Origin of the sequence: Acetoanaerobium pronyense, assembly GCF_017874355.1 — a bacterium.
Classification (GTDB): Bacteria; Bacillota; Clostridia; order Peptostreptococcales; family Filifactoraceae; genus Acetoanaerobium; species Acetoanaerobium pronyense.
In genome coordinates this window covers 15246-34438 of sequence record NZ_JAGGLI010000019.1, presented here as the reverse complement: position 1 = coordinate 34438, position 19193 = coordinate 15246, and the positions used below count along the sequence as shown (strand labels likewise).

The 19193-nt window shown below is 35.5% G+C and carries 24 protein-coding genes; 23 read left to right on the top strand and 1 reads right to left on the bottom strand.

The features are described 5' to 3' along the window. The first annotated feature begins 48 nt into the window (after positions 1 to 48). From prfA to upp, 5 genes are all read left to right on the top strand, one after another. Positions 49 to 1116 (top strand): peptide chain release factor 1, encoded by a 1068-nt coding sequence (prfA, locus tag J2Z35_RS08910; RefSeq protein ID WP_209661054.1) that lies wholly within the window; start codon positions 49 to 51, stop codon positions 1114 to 1116. 91 nt (positions 1117 to 1207) lie between these two features. Beyond that, positions 1208 to 2248, top strand: a complete 1041-nt coding sequence (locus J2Z35_RS08905; RefSeq protein WP_209661053.1) for an L-threonylcarbamoyladenylate synthase — start codon at positions 1208 to 1210, stop codon at positions 2246 to 2248. Between the two features lie 22 nt (positions 2249 to 2270). After that, complete coding sequence (locus J2Z35_RS08900; protein ID WP_330623420.1) at positions 2271 to 2732, top strand: low molecular weight protein arginine phosphatase; 462 nt, start codon at positions 2271 to 2273, stop codon at positions 2730 to 2732. Continuing rightward, the gene (gene rpiB / locus J2Z35_RS08895) at positions 2729 to 3175 is read left to right on the top strand and encodes a ribose 5-phosphate isomerase B (RefSeq protein ID WP_209661051.1); all 447 of its coding nucleotides are present in this window, start codon (positions 2729 to 2731) and stop codon (positions 3173 to 3175) included. The genes J2Z35_RS08900 and rpiB overlap by 4 nt, the downstream gene beginning before the upstream one ends. A 34-nt stretch (positions 3176 to 3209) precedes the next feature. After that, on the top strand, positions 3210 to 3839 hold the full coding sequence (gene upp, locus J2Z35_RS08890) for a uracil phosphoribosyltransferase (protein ID WP_209661050.1): 630 nt from the start codon (positions 3210 to 3212) through the stop codon (positions 3837 to 3839). Between the two features lie 123 nt (positions 3840 to 3962). Here upp and J2Z35_RS08885 read toward each other — a convergent pair whose 3' ends face one another. Further along, on the bottom strand, positions 3963 to 4976 hold the full coding sequence (locus J2Z35_RS08885) for a S1C family serine protease (RefSeq protein ID WP_209661049.1): 1014 nt from the start codon (positions 4974 to 4976) through the stop codon (positions 3963 to 3965). A gap of 224 nt (positions 4977 to 5200) precedes the next feature. On the opposite strand from J2Z35_RS08885, the gene J2Z35_RS08880 reads away from it, so the two are divergent. The 18 genes from J2Z35_RS08880 (at position 5201) to J2Z35_RS08795 (ending at position 19165) form a co-directional block, all read left to right on the top strand. Further along, positions 5201 to 5689, top strand: a complete 489-nt coding sequence (locus tag J2Z35_RS08880) for a deoxycytidylate deaminase (protein ID WP_209661048.1) — start codon at positions 5201 to 5203, stop codon at positions 5687 to 5689. A gap of 10 nt (positions 5690 to 5699) precedes the next feature. After that, the gene (locus J2Z35_RS08875) at positions 5700 to 6737 is read left to right on the top strand and encodes a glycosyltransferase family 4 protein (RefSeq protein WP_209661047.1); all 1038 of its coding nucleotides are present in this window, start codon (positions 5700 to 5702) and stop codon (positions 6735 to 6737) included. Further along, positions 6734 to 7882 (top strand): non-hydrolyzing UDP-N-acetylglucosamine 2-epimerase, encoded by a 1149-nt coding sequence (gene wecB, locus J2Z35_RS08870; RefSeq protein ID WP_209661046.1) that lies wholly within the window; start codon positions 6734 to 6736, stop codon positions 7880 to 7882. Before J2Z35_RS08875 ends, wecB begins: the two co-directional genes overlap by 4 nt. A gap of 82 nt (positions 7883 to 7964) precedes the next feature. Further along, positions 7965 to 8213, top strand: coding sequence for an AtpZ/AtpI family protein (locus J2Z35_RS08865; protein ID WP_209661045.1), 249 nt, complete (start codon positions 7965 to 7967; stop codon positions 8211 to 8213). 5 nt (positions 8214 to 8218) lie between these two features. Next, positions 8219 to 8590, top strand: coding sequence for an ATP synthase subunit I (locus J2Z35_RS08860; RefSeq protein ID WP_209661044.1), 372 nt, complete (start codon positions 8219 to 8221; stop codon positions 8588 to 8590). Further along, positions 8590 to 9306 carry a F0F1 ATP synthase subunit A gene (gene atpB / locus J2Z35_RS08855; protein WP_209661043.1) on the top strand — a complete coding sequence of 239 codons (717 nt, stop codon included), beginning with the start codon at positions 8590 to 8592 and terminating at the stop codon, positions 9304 to 9306. The genes J2Z35_RS08860 and atpB overlap by 1 nt, the downstream gene beginning before the upstream one ends. Positions 9307 to 9360: 54 nt before the next feature. Further along, positions 9361 to 9648 (top strand): ATP synthase F0 subunit C, encoded by a 288-nt coding sequence (gene atpE / locus J2Z35_RS08850; RefSeq protein ID WP_209661042.1) that lies wholly within the window; start codon positions 9361 to 9363, stop codon positions 9646 to 9648. A 51-nt stretch (positions 9649 to 9699) separates the two neighbouring features. Continuing rightward, entirely contained in the window at positions 9700 to 10209 is a 510-nt protein-coding gene (atpF, locus tag J2Z35_RS08845; protein ID WP_209661041.1) for a F0F1 ATP synthase subunit B, read from the top strand. Further along, positions 10197 to 10739 carry a F0F1 ATP synthase subunit delta gene (locus J2Z35_RS08840; protein WP_209661040.1) on the top strand — a complete coding sequence of 181 codons (543 nt, stop codon included), beginning with the start codon at positions 10197 to 10199 and terminating at the stop codon, positions 10737 to 10739. The genes atpF and J2Z35_RS08840 overlap by 13 nt, the downstream gene beginning before the upstream one ends. Positions 10740 to 10754: 15 nt before the next feature. Further along, positions 10755 to 12269 carry a F0F1 ATP synthase subunit alpha gene (gene atpA / locus J2Z35_RS08835; protein ID WP_209661039.1) on the top strand — a complete coding sequence of 505 codons (1515 nt, stop codon included), beginning with the start codon at positions 10755 to 10757 and terminating at the stop codon, positions 12267 to 12269. Positions 12270 to 12295: 26 nt separating this feature from the next. Beyond that, positions 12296 to 13147 carry an ATP synthase F1 subunit gamma gene (atpG, locus tag J2Z35_RS08830; RefSeq protein ID WP_209661038.1) on the top strand — a complete coding sequence of 284 codons (852 nt, stop codon included), beginning with the start codon at positions 12296 to 12298 and terminating at the stop codon, positions 13145 to 13147. 20 nt (positions 13148 to 13167) lie between these two features. Next, positions 13168 to 14565 carry a F0F1 ATP synthase subunit beta gene (gene atpD / locus J2Z35_RS08825; RefSeq protein WP_209661037.1) on the top strand — a complete coding sequence of 466 codons (1398 nt, stop codon included), beginning with the start codon at positions 13168 to 13170 and terminating at the stop codon, positions 14563 to 14565. 3 nt (positions 14566 to 14568) lie between these two features. Then, on the top strand, positions 14569 to 14970 hold the full coding sequence (locus J2Z35_RS08820; RefSeq protein ID WP_209661036.1) for a F0F1 ATP synthase subunit epsilon: 402 nt from the start codon (positions 14569 to 14571) through the stop codon (positions 14968 to 14970). 133 nt (positions 14971 to 15103) lie between these two features. Further along, on the top strand, positions 15104 to 15694 hold the full coding sequence (locus J2Z35_RS08815) for a hypothetical protein (RefSeq protein WP_209661035.1): 591 nt from the start codon (positions 15104 to 15106) through the stop codon (positions 15692 to 15694). 54 nt (positions 15695 to 15748) lie between these two features. Further along, the gene (gene acpS / locus J2Z35_RS08810; RefSeq protein WP_209661034.1) at positions 15749 to 16120 is read left to right on the top strand and encodes a holo-ACP synthase; all 372 of its coding nucleotides are present in this window, start codon (positions 15749 to 15751) and stop codon (positions 16118 to 16120) included. Positions 16121 to 16225: 105 nt separating this feature from the next. Continuing rightward, the gene (alr, locus tag J2Z35_RS08805; protein ID WP_209661033.1) at positions 16226 to 17392 is read left to right on the top strand and encodes an alanine racemase; all 1167 of its coding nucleotides are present in this window, start codon (positions 16226 to 16228) and stop codon (positions 17390 to 17392) included. 41 nt (positions 17393 to 17433) lie between these two features. Beyond that, positions 17434 to 17823: a type II toxin-antitoxin system PemK/MazF family toxin gene (locus tag J2Z35_RS08800; RefSeq protein ID WP_281063630.1), complete on the top strand. Its 390-nt coding sequence runs from the start codon at positions 17434 to 17436 to the stop codon at positions 17821 to 17823. Positions 17824 to 17968: 145 nt separating this feature from the next. Next, a complete protein-coding gene (locus J2Z35_RS08795; protein ID WP_209661032.1) occupies positions 17969 to 19165 on the top strand; it encodes a phosphatidylinositol-specific phospholipase C/glycerophosphodiester phosphodiesterase family protein in 1197 nt (398 codons plus the stop codon). Positions 19166 to 19193: the final 28 nt, after the last annotated feature.

Sequence of the window (19193 nt, the reverse complement as noted above, 5' to 3'; positions counted from 1 at the left end):
ATTAAGTGTTTGTATTTGAACGGAGTAATTTGATAAAGGGTGGTTAATATGTTTGATAAACTGGAATTTATAGAAGAAAAATATAGAGAGCTCAATGAAAAGATATCTGACCCTGAGGTAATAGGGAATCAGAGTCAATGGCAGAAATTCATGAAGGAACATGCCGATATAGAGCCTATAGTAATGAAGTATAGAGAATATAAATCTGCGAAAGAGCAGATAGCAGGATCTAAAGAAATCCTTGAAACCTCTAATGATGAGGAAATGAGAGAGCTTGCGAAAATGGAGCTTTCAGAACTTGAAGAATCAATGGAATCTATAGTTGAAGAACTAAACTTTCTTCTTCTTCCTAAAGACCCAAATGATGAAAAAAACGTAATAGTTGAGATAAGAGGAGGAGCTGGCGGAGATGAAGCAGCATTATTTGCCGGAACTCTTTTTAGAATGTACTCTATGTATGCTTCAAATAGAAGATGGAAGGTAGAAGTAATGTCTTCTAATGAAACAGGTATAGGGGGATATAAAGAAATAGTATTTATGATAAATGGTAAAGGTGCATATTCAAGATTAAAGTTTGAATCTGGAGTTCATAGGGTTCAAAGAGTTCCTGATACAGAATCAAGTGGAAGAATCCATACGTCTACAGCCACTGTGGCAGTACTCCCGGAAGCTGAAGATGTTGAAGTAGAACTAAATCTAAATGATGTAAGAGTAGATGTATTTAGATCTTCTGGAAACGGAGGACAGTCTGTAAATACCACAGATTCTGCGGTAAGACTTACCCATGTTCCAAGTGGAATAGTAATTTCTATGCAGGATGAAAAATCTCAGCTGAAAAATAAGGAGAAAGCTTTTAAACTTCTAAAGGCTAAGCTTTATGATATAGAGCTTGAAAAAGCGCAAAAAGAAGTTGCAAGCGAAAGAAAAAGCCAAGTTGGTACAGGTGATAGATCTGAGAGAATCAGAACATACAACTATCCTCAAGGAAGAATCACTGACCACAGAATAGGTCTTACTCTTTATAAGCTGGAGTCATTTATTAATGGTGATATAGATGAGATGGTTGAAGCTCTTATAACCACTGATCAGGCCGAAAAAATGAAAATGGCAGAGTAATATTATATAAAAGAAGGGCCAGTGAAAAATGGCCTTTTTTCATATGCAAAGTACAAAAATTCTGTATATTTTAAATTAAGGAGACATGCCTATGGAAGATTTTAATAAAAAAACAAAGATTTTTAAAATAGAAAACTTAGAAAAAGATAGAGTTATGATAGAGGAAGCAGCAAATATAATCAAATCAGGAGGGACGGTTGTTTTTCCAACTGAAACGGTATATGGTCTAGGGGGAAATGCCTTAGACGAGGAGGGAGCAAGAAAAATCTACAAAGCAAAAGGAAGACCCTCTGATAACCCTTTGATTGTTCATATATCAGACCCTCATGAACTTTATAAAATAGCAGCTTTTGTAAGTGAAAACTCTAAAAAACTTATGGATGCATTTTGGCCAGGACCTCTAACCATTATCTTTAAAAAAACTAAAGAAGTTCCATACGCTACTACAGGAAATCTTGAAACAGTAGCTGTAAGAATGCCTTCGAATGAGATTGCAAGAAAACTTATAGAGATGTCAGGGGTGCCTATCGCAGCCCCATCTGCGAATATTTCCGGAAGACCCTCAATCACTTCAGCTGAGTATATAGAAGATGAATTCACAAAAAGAGTTGATGCTATAATAATTCATTCAGATAGCGAGATAGGACTTGAATCAACAGTAATTGATATGACATCAGAAAAACCTATTATACTAAGACCTGGAAAAATTGGAAAAAAAGATATAGAAAAGGTACTGGGATTTGAAATAGAAGAGGATTCATCATTGAAAGATAAGAACACTCCTCCAAAATCCCCAGGAATGAAATATACTCACTATAGTCCAAATGCAGAACTCGTGGTTGTCAAAGGCTCTGAAACTGAGATAGTAAGCAAAATAAAAAAAGAAATAGAATTAGCCAAGAATGGGAAAATAGGTGTAATTTGCCTTGAAAAATATTTAGGATATTATGATGGGCTAGGTATTAGCCTAGGAGAAAATCATATTGAAGCTGCCAAGAATTTTTTCAAAATCCTTAGAAAAGTTGACGATATAGGTCTTTCTAAAGTATATATCCATTTTCTTGAAGGAGATTCTGTGGCTGACGCTATAATGAATAGACTAATAAAGGCAGCAGGAAACCATATTATATAAGGAGATGATTAAGTTGATTAAAGTGGCATTTGTATGCACTGGAAACACTTGCAGAAGCCCTATGGCTGAAGCTATTCTAAAGTCTGAACTTAAAGATATGGGGGAAAATCTCGAAAACTACAGTATTTATTCTATTGGTACTATGGCTTTTAATGGAGACACAGCTTCTGAGCATTCCATTGATGCAATGAGTGAAATAGGTGTTGATATAAAAAAACACAGAAGTCAGAGGATAAATCCAGAGAACATTCAGGCTGATATCTTACTTACAATGGGAAGGGCCCATAAAGAATTGCTATTAAATTATGATAAAAATTTAAATGTTTATACTCTTAAGGAATTTGCTGATATGGGTGAAAAGGATATAAACGACCCGTTTGGACTTGGCATAGACAGCTATATACTTGTAAGAGATGAAATAATAGATGCTATAAAAAAGTCGGTTCATAAGATTATAAAAATTAGCAAGGAGGAAAATCAATGAAAATAGGAATTGGAGCAGACCATGGGGCGTATAAGCTTAAAGAGGTAATAAAAAATCATCTTAACGAAAAGGGTTATGAAGTTGTGGATTATGGGACAAATGGGCCTGAATCTGTGGATTATCCAAAGTATGGAGAAGCAGTTGCCAAAGGGATAATAAATGAAGAGATAGAAAGAGGGATAGTTTGTTGCGGAACTGGAATTGGAATAGGACTTGCTGCAAACAAAGTAAAAGGAATAAGATGTGCAAATGTTTCTGATACCTTCTCAGCAAAAATGAGCAGAGCTCACAATAACTGTCAAATGATTTCCCTTGGAGAAAGAGTACTTGGCTATGGCCTTGCTCTAGAACTTGTTGATGCCTTTCTTGAGACAGAATTTGAGGGAGAAAGACATGCTAAAAGAGTGGATATGATAATTGATATAGAAAGCAATAATCTATAAAATCAAATCTAAATCAAAATTTTAGGAGGAAAATATGTCAAAAGTAGTAGTAATCAACCATCCTTTGATCCAGCATAAGCTGACTATAATGAGGGATAAAAATACTGGGTCTAGAGAGTTTAGAGAAATGGTAAAAGAAATAGGAATGCTAATGGTTTATGAGATTACAAGAGATTTACCTTTAAAGGAAATCGAAATAGAAACTCCAGTAACTAAGACCAAATCTAAGGTTTTAGTGGGGAAAAAACTTGCAGTGATTCCTATTTTAAGAGCTGGACTTGGTATGGTAGATGGTATACTTGAGATGATACCAGCAGCAAAGGTAGGTCACGTAGGTTTATATAGAGACCCTGAAACTCTTCAGCCTGTAGAATATTTCTGCAAACTTCCTCAGGATGTAGAAGAAAGAGACTTTTTGGTTGTTGACCCTATGCTTGCAACAGGAGGTTCAGCAGCTGCGGCTATTAAACTCCTAAAAGAAAAAGGAGCAAAGAGTATCAAGCTTGTGTGTCTTGTGGGATGCCCAGAGGGAGTAAAATTTGTTCAAGACGAGCATCCAGATGTGGATATATTCCTTGCGGCCCTTGATGAAAAATTAAATGACCATGGATATATAGTTCCAGGTCTTGGAGACGCAGGAGATAGAATTTTTGGAACGAAATAAAGTAAGCCTTATTAAAATATAAAAACTTTATAAATGCATTAAAAAGTGGCACTTGGAATAAAGATTTATTCTAGGTACCACTTTTTTAATATAAATATTTTAATATATGATTTTTCTAAAGCATTAGGCTGCATTATTGAACTCTACGTCTGATAAAGTTATATAGTCATTTATGGCTCTTAAAAGTTCCAGGATTTCTATATTGTCTTTTGAAAGTCCATTGACTTCCATATAATGAATATAAAAGACATCTTCATCATCTATTACAAACTGAATTAAAATATCAGCAAGAGCATCATTATAAAGACATATTCCTGTAAACTCTATAACTGAGGAGCCATCAACAGAAATAAAGTGACTAAATTCAGGGTCTACAAAAAAATCATTAAAGGCTTCTTCGACAGTAGCTGAAGGGATAGAATTAAGGGTTCCGTTTAGCACCATTTCTAGGTGATAATAATATTCTCCGTGACTTTCAAGTCCTTCAAGGAGATTTGAAAATGGAAGCACAGAAACATTTAAATTAAGTGGAACACTTTCAATCATATGGGCAGGAGTGGCGTAACTTGAGCTATATCCTGAACTGCTTACTATTGCAGTCACTATTCCAATTACTTCCCCTTTAGAATTTAAAAGGGGGCCTCCGCTATTTCCTTGATCTATTGGGGCAGTGAAATATATGGAATCGTCAGAAAATCTTGTTACTTTGCCCTCGCTTGCAACGTTTACTACTCCAAGAGGATTTCCTACAGCAGTTACAGAATCCCCAACCTTTAGGCTGGACAAGGATGATGTTTTTAAAGGGGTGGTTTCTTTTTCTATTTTTAAAACTGCTATGTCATTAATCTTGTCAACGCCTATAATTGAAAATGGATAAAGATTCTCTGCTCCTTCAAAAATAATTCCCCCATAAAGAGCTTTTTCTATTACGTGATAATTCGTTATTATTTTGCCGTCATCACTATATGGAAAACCACTTCCAATTGTCATTGTTCCTATATTGTCTGATGTGACTATCATGACGGAGATATCCTTATAACTGCTTATAGCTTCAGATGGAAGATAAGAAATAAGAGGATTTATGATTATCATTAAAGTAATGACAAGTAACGAGGTGAATTTCTTTAAAATTTTCATATGAGCACCTCCTTCTTTAGATAAATATATACCCAAAATATATACTTTCAGAACAGCGGTAATTGTAAAAGTTTTATGTTATTTTTTTGACTAACTTCATTTACTATGATAAATTAATGATTATACCTTATAGTAAAGCCTTATTTCTGCTATAATATTACAAAGGCAAATTCACTTCTTGTCTTACAAAATCTACCATTTAAAATGATTGGAGCGGGAACACCTTGGAAAGAAGAGATAAGATAAATTATTATCTTGATATAGCAGAATCGGTATTAAAAAGAGGTACATGTTTAAGAAGAAACTACGGAAGCATTATAGTGAAAAATGATGAAATAATAGCAACTGGATATACAGGTTCTCCAAGAGGAAGAAAAAACTGTATAGATTTGGGATATTGTTTTAGAGAATCTATGAATATTCCCAGAGGACAAATGTATGAAAAATGCAGATCAGTTCATTCTGAAATGAACGCTATTATATCCGCATCAAGAAGAGATATGATAGGAGCCTCCCTTTATCTTGTTGGAAAAGATATGAAAACAGGTAAGCTTGTAGAAAACGCCAGCTCATGTTCCATGTGTAAAAGAGTTATTATTAATTCAGGGATTAAAGAAATAATAATTAGAGAAACTCAGGAAGACTATAAAGCTGTAGATATAGGGCTATGGATTGATAATGATGATTCCCTAACAGAAACGTTAGGGTATTAGGAGGTTTGTAATGGAAAGTTTACTGATGATATTCGTGGCGGCTATGGCCTTTTCTTATATATTAACTCCATTTGTAATAAAAATTGCCCACAAACTTGGAGCAATAGATGTGCCAAAGGATAATAGAAGGGTTCATAAAGAGCCTATACCTAGACTTGGAGGAATAGCTATTTTTTTAGGGTTTCTAATATCAGCTATGTTTTTTATTCCAATAAACAAGGAAGTGCTAGGAATATTTCTTGCTTCACTTATAATTGTAAGTATGGGAGTTATAGATGACACGATAACACTTGGAGCTAAAACCAAGTTAGTTGTGCAGATATTTTGCGCTGTACTTGTGACTTTTTTTGGGGTAAAAATAGAGTTTATAACCAATCCATTTGATTCAAATACAGGAATGCTTTACCTTGGGATATTAAGTCTACCTATTACTGTATTTTGGATAGTGGGGATTACAAATACAGTTAATTTAATTGACGGCCTTGATGGCCTTGCAGCAGGAGTGTCAGCCATTTCTGCTATTACCCTTGCCCTTATTTCCTATCTCAATGGAGAAATCATGCCGGCAATGCTTCTTATGGGGCTTGCAGGAGGAGCTGTAGGTTTCTTGCCATTCAACTTTAATCCAGCAAAGATATTTATGGGTGATACAGGGTCCTTATTTTTAGGTTTTACTTTGGCAGTTGTATCCATAGAAGGAGCTATAAAATCCGCGGCAACCCTTGCAATTGTAGTGCCTGTTCTTGCCCTTGGAATACCAATTTTCGATACAACATTTGCGATAATTAGAAGGGCTAATGCAGGAAAGCCTATAATGGAGGCTGATAAAGGACATCTGCATCACAGACTACTTGATAGAGGACTTTCTCAAAAACAGACAGTGGTTTCTCTTTATAGCATGAGCTTTATACTTGGAATAAGTGCTATATTTATAGCTGAATCACCACTTAATACAGCAATAATGATACTTGGGTTTGTGGTGATATTAATTACAATCGGAGTATTTAGACTGAAGATACTAAGCCACGAAACTGGAGGGACAAAATGAATAGAATAAAGGTATTAACGGTATTTGGAACTAGACCAGAAGCCATAAAAATGGCGCCTCTTATAAAAGAAATGAAATCAAGAGAAGAATTTGACTGCAAGGTGCTTGTTACTGCTCAGCATAGAGAGATGCTAGATTCAGTTTTAAAGCTTTTTAATATAGAGCCTGACTTTGATCTTAATATAATGACGCATGGTCAGACAATAACCGATATTACAAGTAGAGTTCTTTATGGCTGTGAAGAGGTCCTTGACAAGTACACTCCAGATGTAATACTTGTCCACGGAGACACTACAACTACCTTTGCTGCAAGTCTTGCTGCTTTTTATAAAAAGATACCAGTAGGACATATAGAGGCAGGTCTTAGAAGTGAAAATATGTACTCTCCGTATCCAGAAGAGATGAATAGAAGACTCACTGGAAGGCTGAGCACATATCATTTTTCTCCCACAAAAACAAATAGAGAGAATTTAGTTAGGGAAGATATTTCAACAAAGAATATAGTAGTTACAGGAAATACAGTAATCGATGCACTACTTCAAGTAGTAAAAAAAGATTATGAGTTTGAAGATGAGATGCTAAAATCGATTGATTTTGAAAACAAAAAAGTGATACTTTTAACCTGCCATAGAAGAGAAAACTGGGGCGAGCCTATGGAGGAAATCTTTAGAGCAGTAAAAAGCATAGTAAAAGAAAATCCAGACACTCATTTGATTTTTCCTATGCATCTTAATCCTATTGTTAGAGATGCTGCGAAGTCAATACTCGGAGATAGCGATAGGATAAGCCTTATTGAGCCACTTGATTATGAGCCTTTTGCCAATCTTATGGCAAAATCTTATCTTCTTCTTACAGATTCAGGAGGAGTTCAGGAAGAGGCTCCTGCTCTTGGAAAGCCTGTTGTAGTACTTAGAACAGAAACTGAAAGACCTGAAGCTGTAGAGGCGGGAACGGTAAAGGTTGCTGGTGTAAAAGAAGAAAAGGTATACCAGATTTCAGACAGGCTTATAAGAGATAAAAGCTATTATGAATCGGTAGCAAATGCAGTAAATCCTTACGGAGATGGAAAGGCATCTATTAGGATAGCTGATTATCTGCTCTATAAATTTGGTATTTTAAATAAAGAAATTGACGAATTTAAATAAATTTTATAAACAGTTTAATTTTTCTAAGTTTTAAATTATTAATTAAGATAGTATAATTACCTATGTATACTGGAGGTGCAGATTGGCTGACAAAAAAGACGGTTATTATAAAGCACTCTCTAACCTTGCCCTTATTAGTCAAATTGGAATATCTATGGTAGTGCCTATAATAGGTTGCGTATGGCTAGCAAACTACCTTATGAAAAGATTTGATCTAGGGGTGTGGGTGCTCTTTATTTTCATAATATTGGGAGTAATGACGGCGTTTATAAATCTCTACAAACTTTCTCAGTTTTCAAAAAAAGATGGAGACAATAGAAAAGGCGGTTGATTACTGTGGATGTGACATTAAAGGAGACAATCAAAGTTGCTAAAGGAGTCTTTCTACTATCTCTTCTCTATGTTTTTATTGCTTTAGTCTTTGGTTTTTTAGATAAAGCCTTGCTTTATGGGATTTTTTTCGGTTCAGTGTTTACAGTACTTAATTTTAGGCTCTTGTCTTTAAGTATAAAAAAATCAGTAACTCTGGATCCCTCAAAAGCCATGGTCTATGCGGGAAGAAACTATATTGTTAGGCTTGTCTTGACTGGAGTTGTACTTTTAGTTTCAGTTAAGGCTGACTATATAAATGTCATAGGTACAATTATTCCTATGTTTTTTCCAAAATTTATAATCTTGTACCAAAATACTAGGAAAGGAGGGATATAGTGAACGGTCCTAAGATTCTTTTTGAAATACCATTAATGGGAGGAATAGCTGTAACAGAGACTGTAATTAATTCATGGCTCGTTATGATTATACTTACATTACTGGCATATCTTGGAACAAGGAGAATGGAAAGAGTTCCCAGGGGGGCTCAGGTAGTGGTTGAAGGCTATGTCGGAGGAGTATATTCTCTTGTAGAACAGACCATGGGGAAAGATAAACTTGGATTTGCCCCTTATATCGGAACTCTTTTTGCATTTTCACTTTTTTCAAGCCTTCTAAGTCTTTTTGGCCTAAGACCACCAACTGCGGATTTAAATACTACAGTAGGATGGGCTCTAATCACATTTGCGCTTGTTCAAGTCAGTGGTGTGAGAAGTAAAGGTCTGAAAGGTTATTTGAAGGGATTTTTGGAACCACTTCCAATGCTTTTGCCCCTGAATATTATTTCAGAGCTGGCAAATCCAGTGTCGCTTAGCTTTCGTCACTTTGGAAACATAGCCGGAGGAATGGTAATAACAATGCTATTATACGGCTTTTTAGGATGGCTTAGTAGTGTTGTATTTGGGTCATTTTTACCAATATTCAATGACATACCAATACTTCAAGTAGGTCTTCCAGCAGTCTTGTCGATATACTTTGACTTGTTCACAAGTATACTTCAAGCATTTATTTTCTGTATGCTTACAATGGTATTCGTAGCAATGGCTATGGACTAACATTTTGTAAAGTAAAAAAAATTAACCAACAAAGATTAAGGAGGAATTTAAGTTATGGAACAGTTCAGTTTAGAATTTGCAATAGTTATGGCAGCATCAGCAATAGGAGCAGGTCTTGCGATGATCGCAGGTATAGGTCCTGGTATAGGTCAGGGATTCGCAGCAGGTAAAGGTGCAGAGGCTGTTGGAAGACAACCAGAAGCACAATCAGACATAGTAAGAACAATGCTTCTTGGAGCAGCGGTTGCCGAGTCAACAGGTATCTACGGGCTTGTAATTGCTCTTATCCTTATATTTGCAAACCCTTTTGTAACAGCTCTTATGAATGGCTTAGGGTTATAATTTGCCCTAGGCTTTGGGGAAAAAGCAGTTAATGAAGGAAGGAGGAAAAAAATGGGATACCAAAATTTCGTAGGACTTGACTGGAGTATTATTTTTACAATAGTAAATACTTTTATTTTGTTCCTTGTCCTTAAAAAATTACTTTTCAAGCCAGTGAAGTCTTTTATGGAAAACAGGCAAATCGAAGTAGAAAAGGTTTTTAAAGAAGCAGAGGATGCAAAGTCAAAGGCTGAAACTTTAGAAACTCAATACATGGAGAAAATCGCTGCTGCTAAATCTGAGGCTGCAGAAATAGTAAGAGACGCCTCTAAAAGAGCTGAGCTAAGATCAGAAGAGATAATTCAAGAAGCTAAAAAAGAAGCTGATAGGATTATGGACAAGGCTAGTAATGAAATTGCAAGAGAAAAGCAAAAGGCTGTAAATGAAATCAAAGATGATATTTCAGATATAGCGATGATGATAGCATCAAAGGTTATTAAGAAGGATATAAATTCTAGTGACCACGAGACTCTTATCAAGGAATTTATAGACAATGTAGGTGATACCTCATGGCAGAACTAGTTCAGCAAAGGTATGCAAAAGCGCTTTTTGAAGTTGCTTTAGAGCTAAAAAAGGAAGATAGTTTTCTTGAGGAACTTAATTCTTTAGATATTGTTTTTAGAGAAAATGAAGGACTTCTTAAAATACTTAAGGCTCCTATGGTTTCTAAAGACGAGAAAAAATCTTTAATTGATGAAATATTCGCTAAAAAAATATCAAATGAATCAATTAATTTTCTTAAAGTATTAGTAGATAAGAAAAGATTTGAATCTTTTCATCAGATAGTAGCCACATATAAAGAGCTTTTAAATGAAAGCAGAAATATTAAAGAGGTTACAGCTGTTACAGCAGTAGCTTTATCAGAAGATATGAGAACTATACTTTCAGAAAGACTTAAAAAAATTACTGGGAGCAATATAGTCCTTCATACTGTGGTTGATGAATCACTAATAGGAGGAGTACTTCTGAAAATTGGAAACAAACAAGTAGACGGAACTGTTAAAAGCCGTCTTGAAGGACTGAAAGATGAAATATCAGCAATAATTGCATAGAAGGGCGGTGAGACCATGGAACTTAGACCAGAAGAGATAAGTAGCATTATAAAAGAACAGATAAAAAGATATGAAAATAAAATAGATCTTCAAGATGTTGGTACGGTTATACAAGTTGGTGACGGTATAGCTAGAATACATGGATTAGAAAAGTGTATGGCGGGTGAGCTTCTCCAGTTTGATGGAGGGGTCTATGCCATGGCCCTTAACCTTGAAGAAGATTTTGTTGGAGCCGTAATGCTTGGTTCAGACGAAAACATCAAGGAAGGGGACACGGTAAAAAGTACAGGACGTATAGTTGAGGTTCCTGTAGGAGAACAGCTTCTTGGAAGAGTAGTAAACTCCCTTGGACAAGCCATAGATGGAAAAGGTCCAATAAGTACAGGTGATTTTAGACCAATAGAGACTAATGCACCTGGAATCATAGACAGAAAATCAGTTCATGAGCCACTTCAGACAGGTATAAAATCAATTGACTCCATGATACCTATAGGAAGAGGACAAAGAGAGCTTATAATTGGTGACAGACAAACTGGTAAGACTGCTATTGCCCTTGACACTATAATAAACCAAAAAGGAAAAGATGTAATATGTATATATGTTGCAATAGGACAAAAGAGATCTACTGTTGCTCAAATAGTTGACACTCTTCAAAAAGCTGGTGCAATGGATTATACGATTGTAGTTTCATCAACTGCATCAGAGCTTGCTCCCCTTCAGTATATAGCTCCTTATTCAGGATGCTCTATGGGTGAATACTTTATGGAAAAAGGGAAACATGTTCTTTGTGTATATGATGACCTTTCAAAGCATGCGGTGGCATATAGAGCCCTTTCCCTGCTTCTAAGAAGACCTCCAGGTCGTGAAGCATATCCAGGTGATGTATTTTACCTACACTCCAGACTTCTTGAGAGAGCTGCAAAGCTTAGTGATGCAAGAGGAGGAGGCTCCCTTACAGCACTTCCAATAATAGAAACTCAGGCAAGTGACGTTTCTGCATATATACCTACAAACGTAATCTCTATAACTGACGGACAGATATTCCTAGAATCTGAGCTTTTCTATGCAGGGGTAAGACCTGCTGTAAACCCTGGGATTTCAGTTTCAAGGGTTGGAGGAAACGCACAGATAAAAGCAATGAAAAAGGTTGCAGGTACAGTAAAGCTTGCATATGCTCAGTACAGAGAGTTACAGGCCTTTGCACAGTTTGGGTCAGACCTTGACAAAGATACAAGGGACAGACTTGAAAAAGGGGCAAGAATAGTTGAAGTACTAAAGCAAGGAGAATCATCACCTATAAATGTTGAGCATCAGGTAATGATTATATATGCGGTAAATAATAACTATCTAAAGGATATAGAAGTAGAAGATGTTAGAGAGTTTGAAGAAGAGCTATTTAAATTCATGTCTGAAGCTTATCCTGAAATAGGTAAAGATATACTAGATACAAAGGATTTAACTAAGGAAAATGAGGAAAAATTAAAGGCTGCTATTGAAGAATTCAAGACTAAGTTCAAAAATAGTAAGTAGCCTCTAGATGAGGAGGTGAATGAAATATGGCAGGAGCAGGAATGAAGGACATAAAAAGACGTATAAAAAGCGTCGAGAGCACCATGCAGATTACAAAGGCAATGGAGCTTGTTTCGTCCTCAAAGCTTAGAAAAGCTAAAGAAAAGGTTGAAAATTCAAGACCTTATTTTAAAATTCTTTACGAAACCATGAAAAAGATTGCTGCAAACACAACTGGCTTGAAATCTCCATATATAGTGCAAAAGGAAAATCCTAATAAAGGCTATATAGTAATAGCAGGAGATAGAGGACTTGCAGGAGGATATAACTCAAATGTCCTTAAAGAAGCCCTTAACCATATGAACGGAGAGAAATCTTCTATTATAGCTGTGGGAAAAAAATCGATAGAATATTTCTCTAAAAGAGGATATGACATCCATGGAAAGTTTTCCTCTAAGGCAGAAGGAATAGAACTTGCGGAAGTCACCCAAATTGCTGAGCAAGGGATAAAGATGTATAAAGAGGGAATAATCGACGAATTGTACATAGTGTACACCGAATTCGTTTCAAGTCTTACTCAAGAACCCAAAATAGTAAAGCTTCTTCCTCTATCTTTTGAAAAGGAAGAGGTTTCTAAAACAAGCTCAATAACGTATGAGCCTTCTCCTGAGGGAGTATTCAATTACCTTGTTCCTAAATATATCGATGGAATAATTTTTGGAGCAATAGTTGAGTCCTTTGCCTCTGAACAAGGAGCAAGAAGAACTGCTATGGAGTCTGCTACAGATAATGCAGGAGAAATGATAGACACATTACAGCTTAGATATAATAGAGCTAGACAAGCTACAATCACACAGGAGATATCTGAAATTGTAGCAGGGGCTGAAGCCCTCAAGTAAGCATAGAAGGAGGAAAAAGAATGCCAGAAAAAAATATTGGTACTGTTGTCCAAATAATCGGACCAGTACTGGATATAAGATTTCCTTCTGAGAACCTTCCTAATCTTTTAAATGCAATAGAAATAGAGCATGATGGAAGGAAAATCACTGTAGAGGTGGCTCAGCATACTGGGGATGATACAGTAAGATGCATTGCCATGAGTTCTACAGATGGTCTTGTCAGAGGAATGAAGGCTGTGGACACAGGAAGAGCTATAACTGTTCCTGTAGGAAGAGATACTCTTGGAAGAATATTTAATCTTTTAGGAGAGCCAGTAGATGAAATGGAATACGTAGGAAGTGGAGAAAGACTTCCAATTCATAGAGAAGCACCATCATATGAAGATCAAGAGACTTCAACTGAAATACTTGAAACTGGAATAAAAGTCGTGGACCTTATAGCACCATACGCAAAAGGTGGAAAAATAGGACTATTTGGAGGAGCTGGAGTAGGAAAGACAGTTCTTATAATGGAGCTTATAAATAATATCGCAAAAGAGCATGGTGGTATATCAGTATTTACAGGGGTTGGAGAGCGTACAAGGGAAGGAAACGACCTTTACGAAGAGATGAAGGAATCTGGAGTTATAGACAAGACTGTACTTGTATATGGTCAGATGAATGAGCCTCCTGGAGCTCGTATGAGAGTTGGTCTTTCTGGTCTTACTATGGCTGAATATTTTAGAGATCAGGAAGGACAGGACGTTCTTCTATTTATAGATAATATATTCAGATTTACACAAGCAGGTTCTGAGGTTTCAGCTCTTCTTGGGCGTATGCCATCAGCGGTTGGATATCAGCCTACACTTGCGACAGAGATGGGTGCTCTACAAGAGAGAATCACATCTACTAAAAAAGGTTCTATAACTTCAGTACAGGCTGTATATGTACCTGCCGATGACCTTACTGACCCAGCACCTGCAACTACATTTGCCCATCTTGATGCGACAACAGTTCTTTCAAGAAATATAGCATCTCTTGGTATCTATCCAGCAGTTGATCCACTGGATTCCACTTCAAGAATACTTACCGAAGATGTTGTTGGAAGAGAGCACTATGAAGTAGCAAGATCTGTACAGTCAATACTACAAAGATATAAAGAGCTTCAGGATATCATAGCTATCCTTGGTATGGATGAGCTTTCCGATGAGGATAAGATTACGGTTGCAAGAGCTAGAAGAATCCAGAGATTCCTTTCTCAGCCTTTCTCGGTTGCAGAGCAGTTTACAGGAATGGAAGGAAAATATGTTCCACTAAAAGAAACTATAAGAGGATTTAAGGAAATCATAGATGGAAAGCATGATAACCTTCCTGAGTCAGCATTTTTATTTGTTGGAAGTATAGACGAAGCAGTGGAAAAAGCTAAGAAGGGAGAGTAAGCCATGGCTACTTTTAACCTTCAAATTGTCACCCCAGACAAACTATTTTTTGATGAAGAAGTAGAGATGATAGTCGTAAGGACTACAGAGGGAGACGTAGGAATACTGAAAAACCATACTAATTATGTTGCACCACTTGATATAGGTGTGCTAAAAATAAAGAAGAATGGTAGTTTCAAAGAGGCTACTCTTGCAGAAGGCTTTATTCAAGTAGATAAAGAAAAGGCTACTATAGTAACTGAAGCTGCAGAATGGCCTATGGATATAGACATAGAGAGAGCTAAAAAAGCTAAAGAAAGAGCAGAAGCTATTATCAATAGAAAAATTTCAAATTTGGAAATGGATATGGCTGAAGTTAAACTTAGAAAAGCAATTAACAGAATAAGGATGGCAAAGGGAGACTAGGCTTAGCCTAGTCTTTTTTTGGAGTATATAAAACAAGGTATACAGGAATATAGTTCCATAGAATTAAGTATTTTAATTTGATATAATCATAGTATCAATTAAAAACTTTGGATGTAAAAGAGGTAGCGGGAATATGGAGAATAATATTTTTGAACAGATACTATCAAAAAAAAGGGTGCCTATACTTTTAAACTATAAGCCTTACCAGACTATGATAAAGCTTGGGCAGAGTCCAAAAATGAAGGAATTATCTAAAGAGCTTCAAGCTCTTATTAATGTTGAAAAAAAGCAGATACTTGAGGTGAATTCCCTTCATAAGGAAAAATCCAGAATAACTGCTAAAATACTTTATTTATCAAATGAAATTAATTCAAACAGCAAAAACAGCTTGGAAAAAGATTTAGAACAGTCAAAAGTAAGAATGGAAGAAATCAGGACTGAAATACTTGAAAAAGAAAACGAGATTCAGGATATGATTTATGAGAAAGAAAGTAAGAATATTGAGCTTTTGAAAGAAACTGTAAACTATGCATATGAATATATGAAAAAAGATGAAGTAGAGCTTAAGAAGACTCTTATAGAGATAGAGAAGTTAAGGGAAAAGCTAAAAAAGGATAGGGAAAAAAGAGAATTTTTAGAAAAACGAATAAACAGTATCTATGGCTTTTTACATGGAATTGTAGGAGCTAAAGATACAGAGATTTTAGATAAAAATATTTTGTAATAATTTTTACTTAAAATATATGATAGCTGATTTTTTAGAATTTAGGTGGCTTTTATGATAATTGGAATAGGGACTGACATTATTGAGATAAATAGAATAGAAAAAGCTATTTCAAAAAATAGTAGATTTTTGGAAAAACTATTTACTGATGATGAGCTTTTATATTTTAAATCAAAAAAATTTAAAACAGAGACTGTTGCTGGAAGTTTTGCTGCAAAGGAAGCTATAGCAAAGGCTTTAGGGACAGGCTTCTCTAAAATTACAATGAAGGATATAGCGATATCACGAAATGGAAAAGGAAAACCTGAAATTACTCTTTATGGAAATGCTAAGATCCTTGCAAATGAAATGAACACTCAAAATATAAATATTACTATATCTCATTGTAAGGAGTATGCAGTTGCTTTTGCGATAATAGAGTCTTAATCAAGGTCTACAGTAACCCTCATAAAATTTAGAATATTGGAAATCCTGTCTTTACAGTGTATAATATATAAAGATGGGAATTTAGTTTAGAGGGGGAATGTAAATTTGATAAAAGAATTCAGACCTACCTGGGTAGATATAAACACAGATAACTTTAAGGAAAACGTTAGGAATATTAAAAAGCTATTAAAACAAGACACCAAATTTTGTCCTGTAATCAAGGCAAATGCATATGGACATGGAGCCGTTCAAATTGGCAAAATACTTGAGGAAGAAGGGGCAGACTACCTTGGAGTTGCTACCTGTGAAGAGGCCCTTGAACTTAGGGAAAATAATATTAAAATACCTATAATGTGTATGGGATATGTTCCGCAGAGTAGCTTTAAAGATATGCTTATTAATGATATAGACATTACCTTATATTCCCTTGAAAAGGCAAAAGTTTTTTCAAGAATCTGTATTGAAACTGGGAAAAAAGGAAAAGTACATATAAAATTAGATACAGGAATGTCTAGATTGGGATTTAAATGCGACGATTTGGCTATTGATGATATAGTTGAGATTTCAAGCCTTGAAAATCTTGAGATAACAGGAATATTTACTCATTTTGCATTGGCTGATGATATAAATCCAGAGCCTACCCATAGGCAATTTGAAAAATATATAAAAATAATAAATGGTTTAGAAAAAAAAGGAATAGATACTGGAATTAAGCATGTATGCAATAGTGCAGGAACTATTATGTTTCCTCAGTATCATCTTGATATGGTAAGGGTGGGAATATCTCTTTATGGCCATTATCCATCAGAGGATGTAGATAAATCAAGAGTTGCCCTGAAACCTGCAATGTCTCTTAAAAGCACTATTTCTCATATAAAAATCCTTGAAAAAGGAAAAGGTGTGAGCTATGGTCATGCATATAAAACCTTAGGCAAAGAAATAATAGCTACCCTTCCGATTGGTTATGCAGATGGGTTTACTAGAATGCTCTCGGGAAAATGTGAAGTGAAATTAAAAAATGAAATTGCTCCTGTAGTAGGTAGAATTTGCATGGATCAAACGATGATAAGACTTGAAAAAATGGCAGATGTAGGAGATACAGTAACTATTTTTTCAGATGAAAAAGATTTTGATATAGAGAGATTTGCAAATAGACTTGGGACTATAAATTATGAACTACTTTGTATGGTTCAAAGGCGTGTTCCACGGGTATATAGGTCAAAGGGTGCAGTTATAGAAGTAGTAGATTATTTGAAAATGAAATCCCGTTAAAGGTAAGCTTTTGGCAAAATTTACCTTCTTAAATCGATAGCATGAAGGGAAGATGGCAAAGAGTGGGTAATAACACTATGGTTAGAAGAGGTGACATATTTTACGCTGATTTAAGCCCCGTTGTAGGCTCAGAGCAAGGGGGCATAAGGCCTGTTCTTATAGTCCAAAACGACATAGGGAACAAATATTCTCCCACGGTGATTGTTTCTGCCATCACGTCTCAAATAAACAAGGCAAAACTTCCAACTCACGTGGAGATTGAGGCTGAAAACTTCGGTCTTGTCAAAGACTCTGTAGTTCTTTTAGAGCAGGTAAGAACTATTGATAAAAAAAGGCTTAGAGAAAAAGTAGGCAGATGCGATGATGACTTTATGGAAGAGATTGACAAAGCACTGCTTATAAGTTTAGGGCTTCAAGGTCAGGATGGTTAATAAGGAGCAGACCTCTAAAAAAAGAGGCTCTGCTCCTTTTGTTTCTAAAATGTAATTTAAAAAACCATACTATATTATGGTATACTTTTGTTTAGCAAGGTCAGAATTTTAAATATCAAACTTTATACACAGGAGCGTGAAGCGGATGAAAAGATGGATAGCTTTTGGTGCAGCAATTATAATATCACTATCTGGAGCAACGAATGCATATGCAAATCAGACAGAAAGTAAAAGCTCTGAGCAGATAACTACGGAAGAGACTCAGGAAAATAAGATAGATGTAATCTTTGTAAATCACAGGCTCTTTGTAGATACTGACGATATAATGAGTCTTATGGGCTATGAAAAGGCATTTGCAAATGAATACCATAAAGACGGGGTAATTGTTAGCTTTAGTGGTAACAATAGCTCAGTGACTATAAACGGCATGGAAAGAGTAATGCCAGGAGAGATTCAGTTTCATGGGGGTAAGATTCTTATAAGTACAGCCGGAGTAGAAAGTGCATTTGGAAAAATAATGAATACTCCAAATATGAAACTAGAGTTTAATTTCATAGAAAAGGTGGCAGAAGTTAGAGCACCTTATGCATGGACTGAAAATAGAGGAATAGCTCATGCTCTTGGAGGTATTAATGGAATGAGCAATACAAATACCTTTGAAGCAATGCAGGGAAACTATAAAAATGGGTTTAGACTTTTTGAAGTGGATATTCTTCCTACATCTGATGGAAAGCTAGCTGTAACTCATAATTATTATGAGTTTCTTTCAGAGAGATATGGAAGACCTATCCCAGCGGAAAAAACCAATGAAATCCCAACAAAAGCAGAATTTATGAGTCATAGAGTTAGAGGAATGTATGAACCTATGGAGCTTGAAAAACTTATAAATATAATGAGTGCTAATAAAGATATATACATAATTACAGATACTAAGGTTACAGATCCTATACAAGCAAAGAGTCAGTTTGACGAGATGGTTAGGGTTGTAAAAGAGTTAGACCCTTCTGTACTTGATAGAATAATACCTCAGATATATAATGAGGCTATGTACGATACAGTAATGAGTAGCCATCCATTTAAATCTATGATATATACTCTTTACTCTACATCAACAACAAATAGCAGAGCACTTGAATTTGCGACTTCTAAAGGAATAAAGGTTGTGACTATACCACCAGAAAGAATAACTAAAGAATATATGGATAGCTTTAATGCATATGGAGTGAAGGTTTATACCCATACTATAAATAATGCTGAAGAGGCAAAGAGGCTTTTAGATATTGGAGTATATGGATTTTATACTGACTTTTTATCTCCTTCTCAAATTGAAAGTTTAAAATAGACTTATAATTTCTATAGATATAGATTGG

Coding starts and splice junctions, on each gene's coding strand:
- atpD (WP_209661037.1), top strand. CDS start 13,168: ATGCCAGAAAAAAATATTGGTACTGTTGTCCAAATAATCGGACCAGTA.
- atpG (WP_209661038.1), top strand. CDS start 12,296: ATGGCAGGAGCAGGAATGAAGGACATAAAAAGACGTATAAAAAGCGTC.
- rpiB (WP_209661051.1), top strand. CDS start 2,729: ATGAAAATAGGAATTGGAGCAGACCATGGGGCGTATAAGCTTAAAGAG.
- J2Z35_RS08800 (WP_281063630.1), top strand. CDS start 17,434: ATGAAGGGAAGATGGCAAAGAGTGGGTAATAACACTATGGTTAGAAGA.
- J2Z35_RS08905 (WP_209661053.1), top strand. CDS start 1,208: ATGGAAGATTTTAATAAAAAAACAAAGATTTTTAAAATAGAAAACTTA.
- upp (WP_209661050.1), top strand. CDS start 3,210: ATGTCAAAAGTAGTAGTAATCAACCATCCTTTGATCCAGCATAAGCTG.
- J2Z35_RS08875 (WP_209661047.1), top strand. CDS start 5,700: ATGGAAAGTTTACTGATGATATTCGTGGCGGCTATGGCCTTTTCTTAT.
- J2Z35_RS08815 (WP_209661035.1), top strand. CDS start 15,104: ATGGAGAATAATATTTTTGAACAGATACTATCAAAAAAAAGGGTGCCT.
- atpE (WP_209661042.1), top strand. CDS start 9,361: ATGGAACAGTTCAGTTTAGAATTTGCAATAGTTATGGCAGCATCAGCA.
- wecB (WP_209661046.1), top strand. CDS start 6,734: ATGAATAGAATAAAGGTATTAACGGTATTTGGAACTAGACCAGAAGCC.
- atpF (WP_209661041.1), top strand. CDS start 9,700: ATGGGATACCAAAATTTCGTAGGACTTGACTGGAGTATTATTTTTACA.
- J2Z35_RS08795 (WP_209661032.1), top strand. CDS start 17,969: ATGAAAAGATGGATAGCTTTTGGTGCAGCAATTATAATATCACTATCT.
- J2Z35_RS08885 (WP_209661049.1), bottom strand. CDS start 4,976: ATGAAAATTTTAAAGAAATTCACCTCGTTACTTGTCATTACTTTAATG.
- atpA (WP_209661039.1), top strand. CDS start 10,755: ATGGAACTTAGACCAGAAGAGATAAGTAGCATTATAAAAGAACAGATA.
- J2Z35_RS08820 (WP_209661036.1), top strand. CDS start 14,569: ATGGCTACTTTTAACCTTCAAATTGTCACCCCAGACAAACTATTTTTT.
- J2Z35_RS08840 (WP_209661040.1), top strand. CDS start 10,197: ATGGCAGAACTAGTTCAGCAAAGGTATGCAAAAGCGCTTTTTGAAGTT.
- prfA (WP_209661054.1), top strand. CDS start 49: ATGTTTGATAAACTGGAATTTATAGAAGAAAAATATAGAGAGCTCAAT.
- acpS (WP_209661034.1), top strand. CDS start 15,749: ATGATAATTGGAATAGGGACTGACATTATTGAGATAAATAGAATAGAA.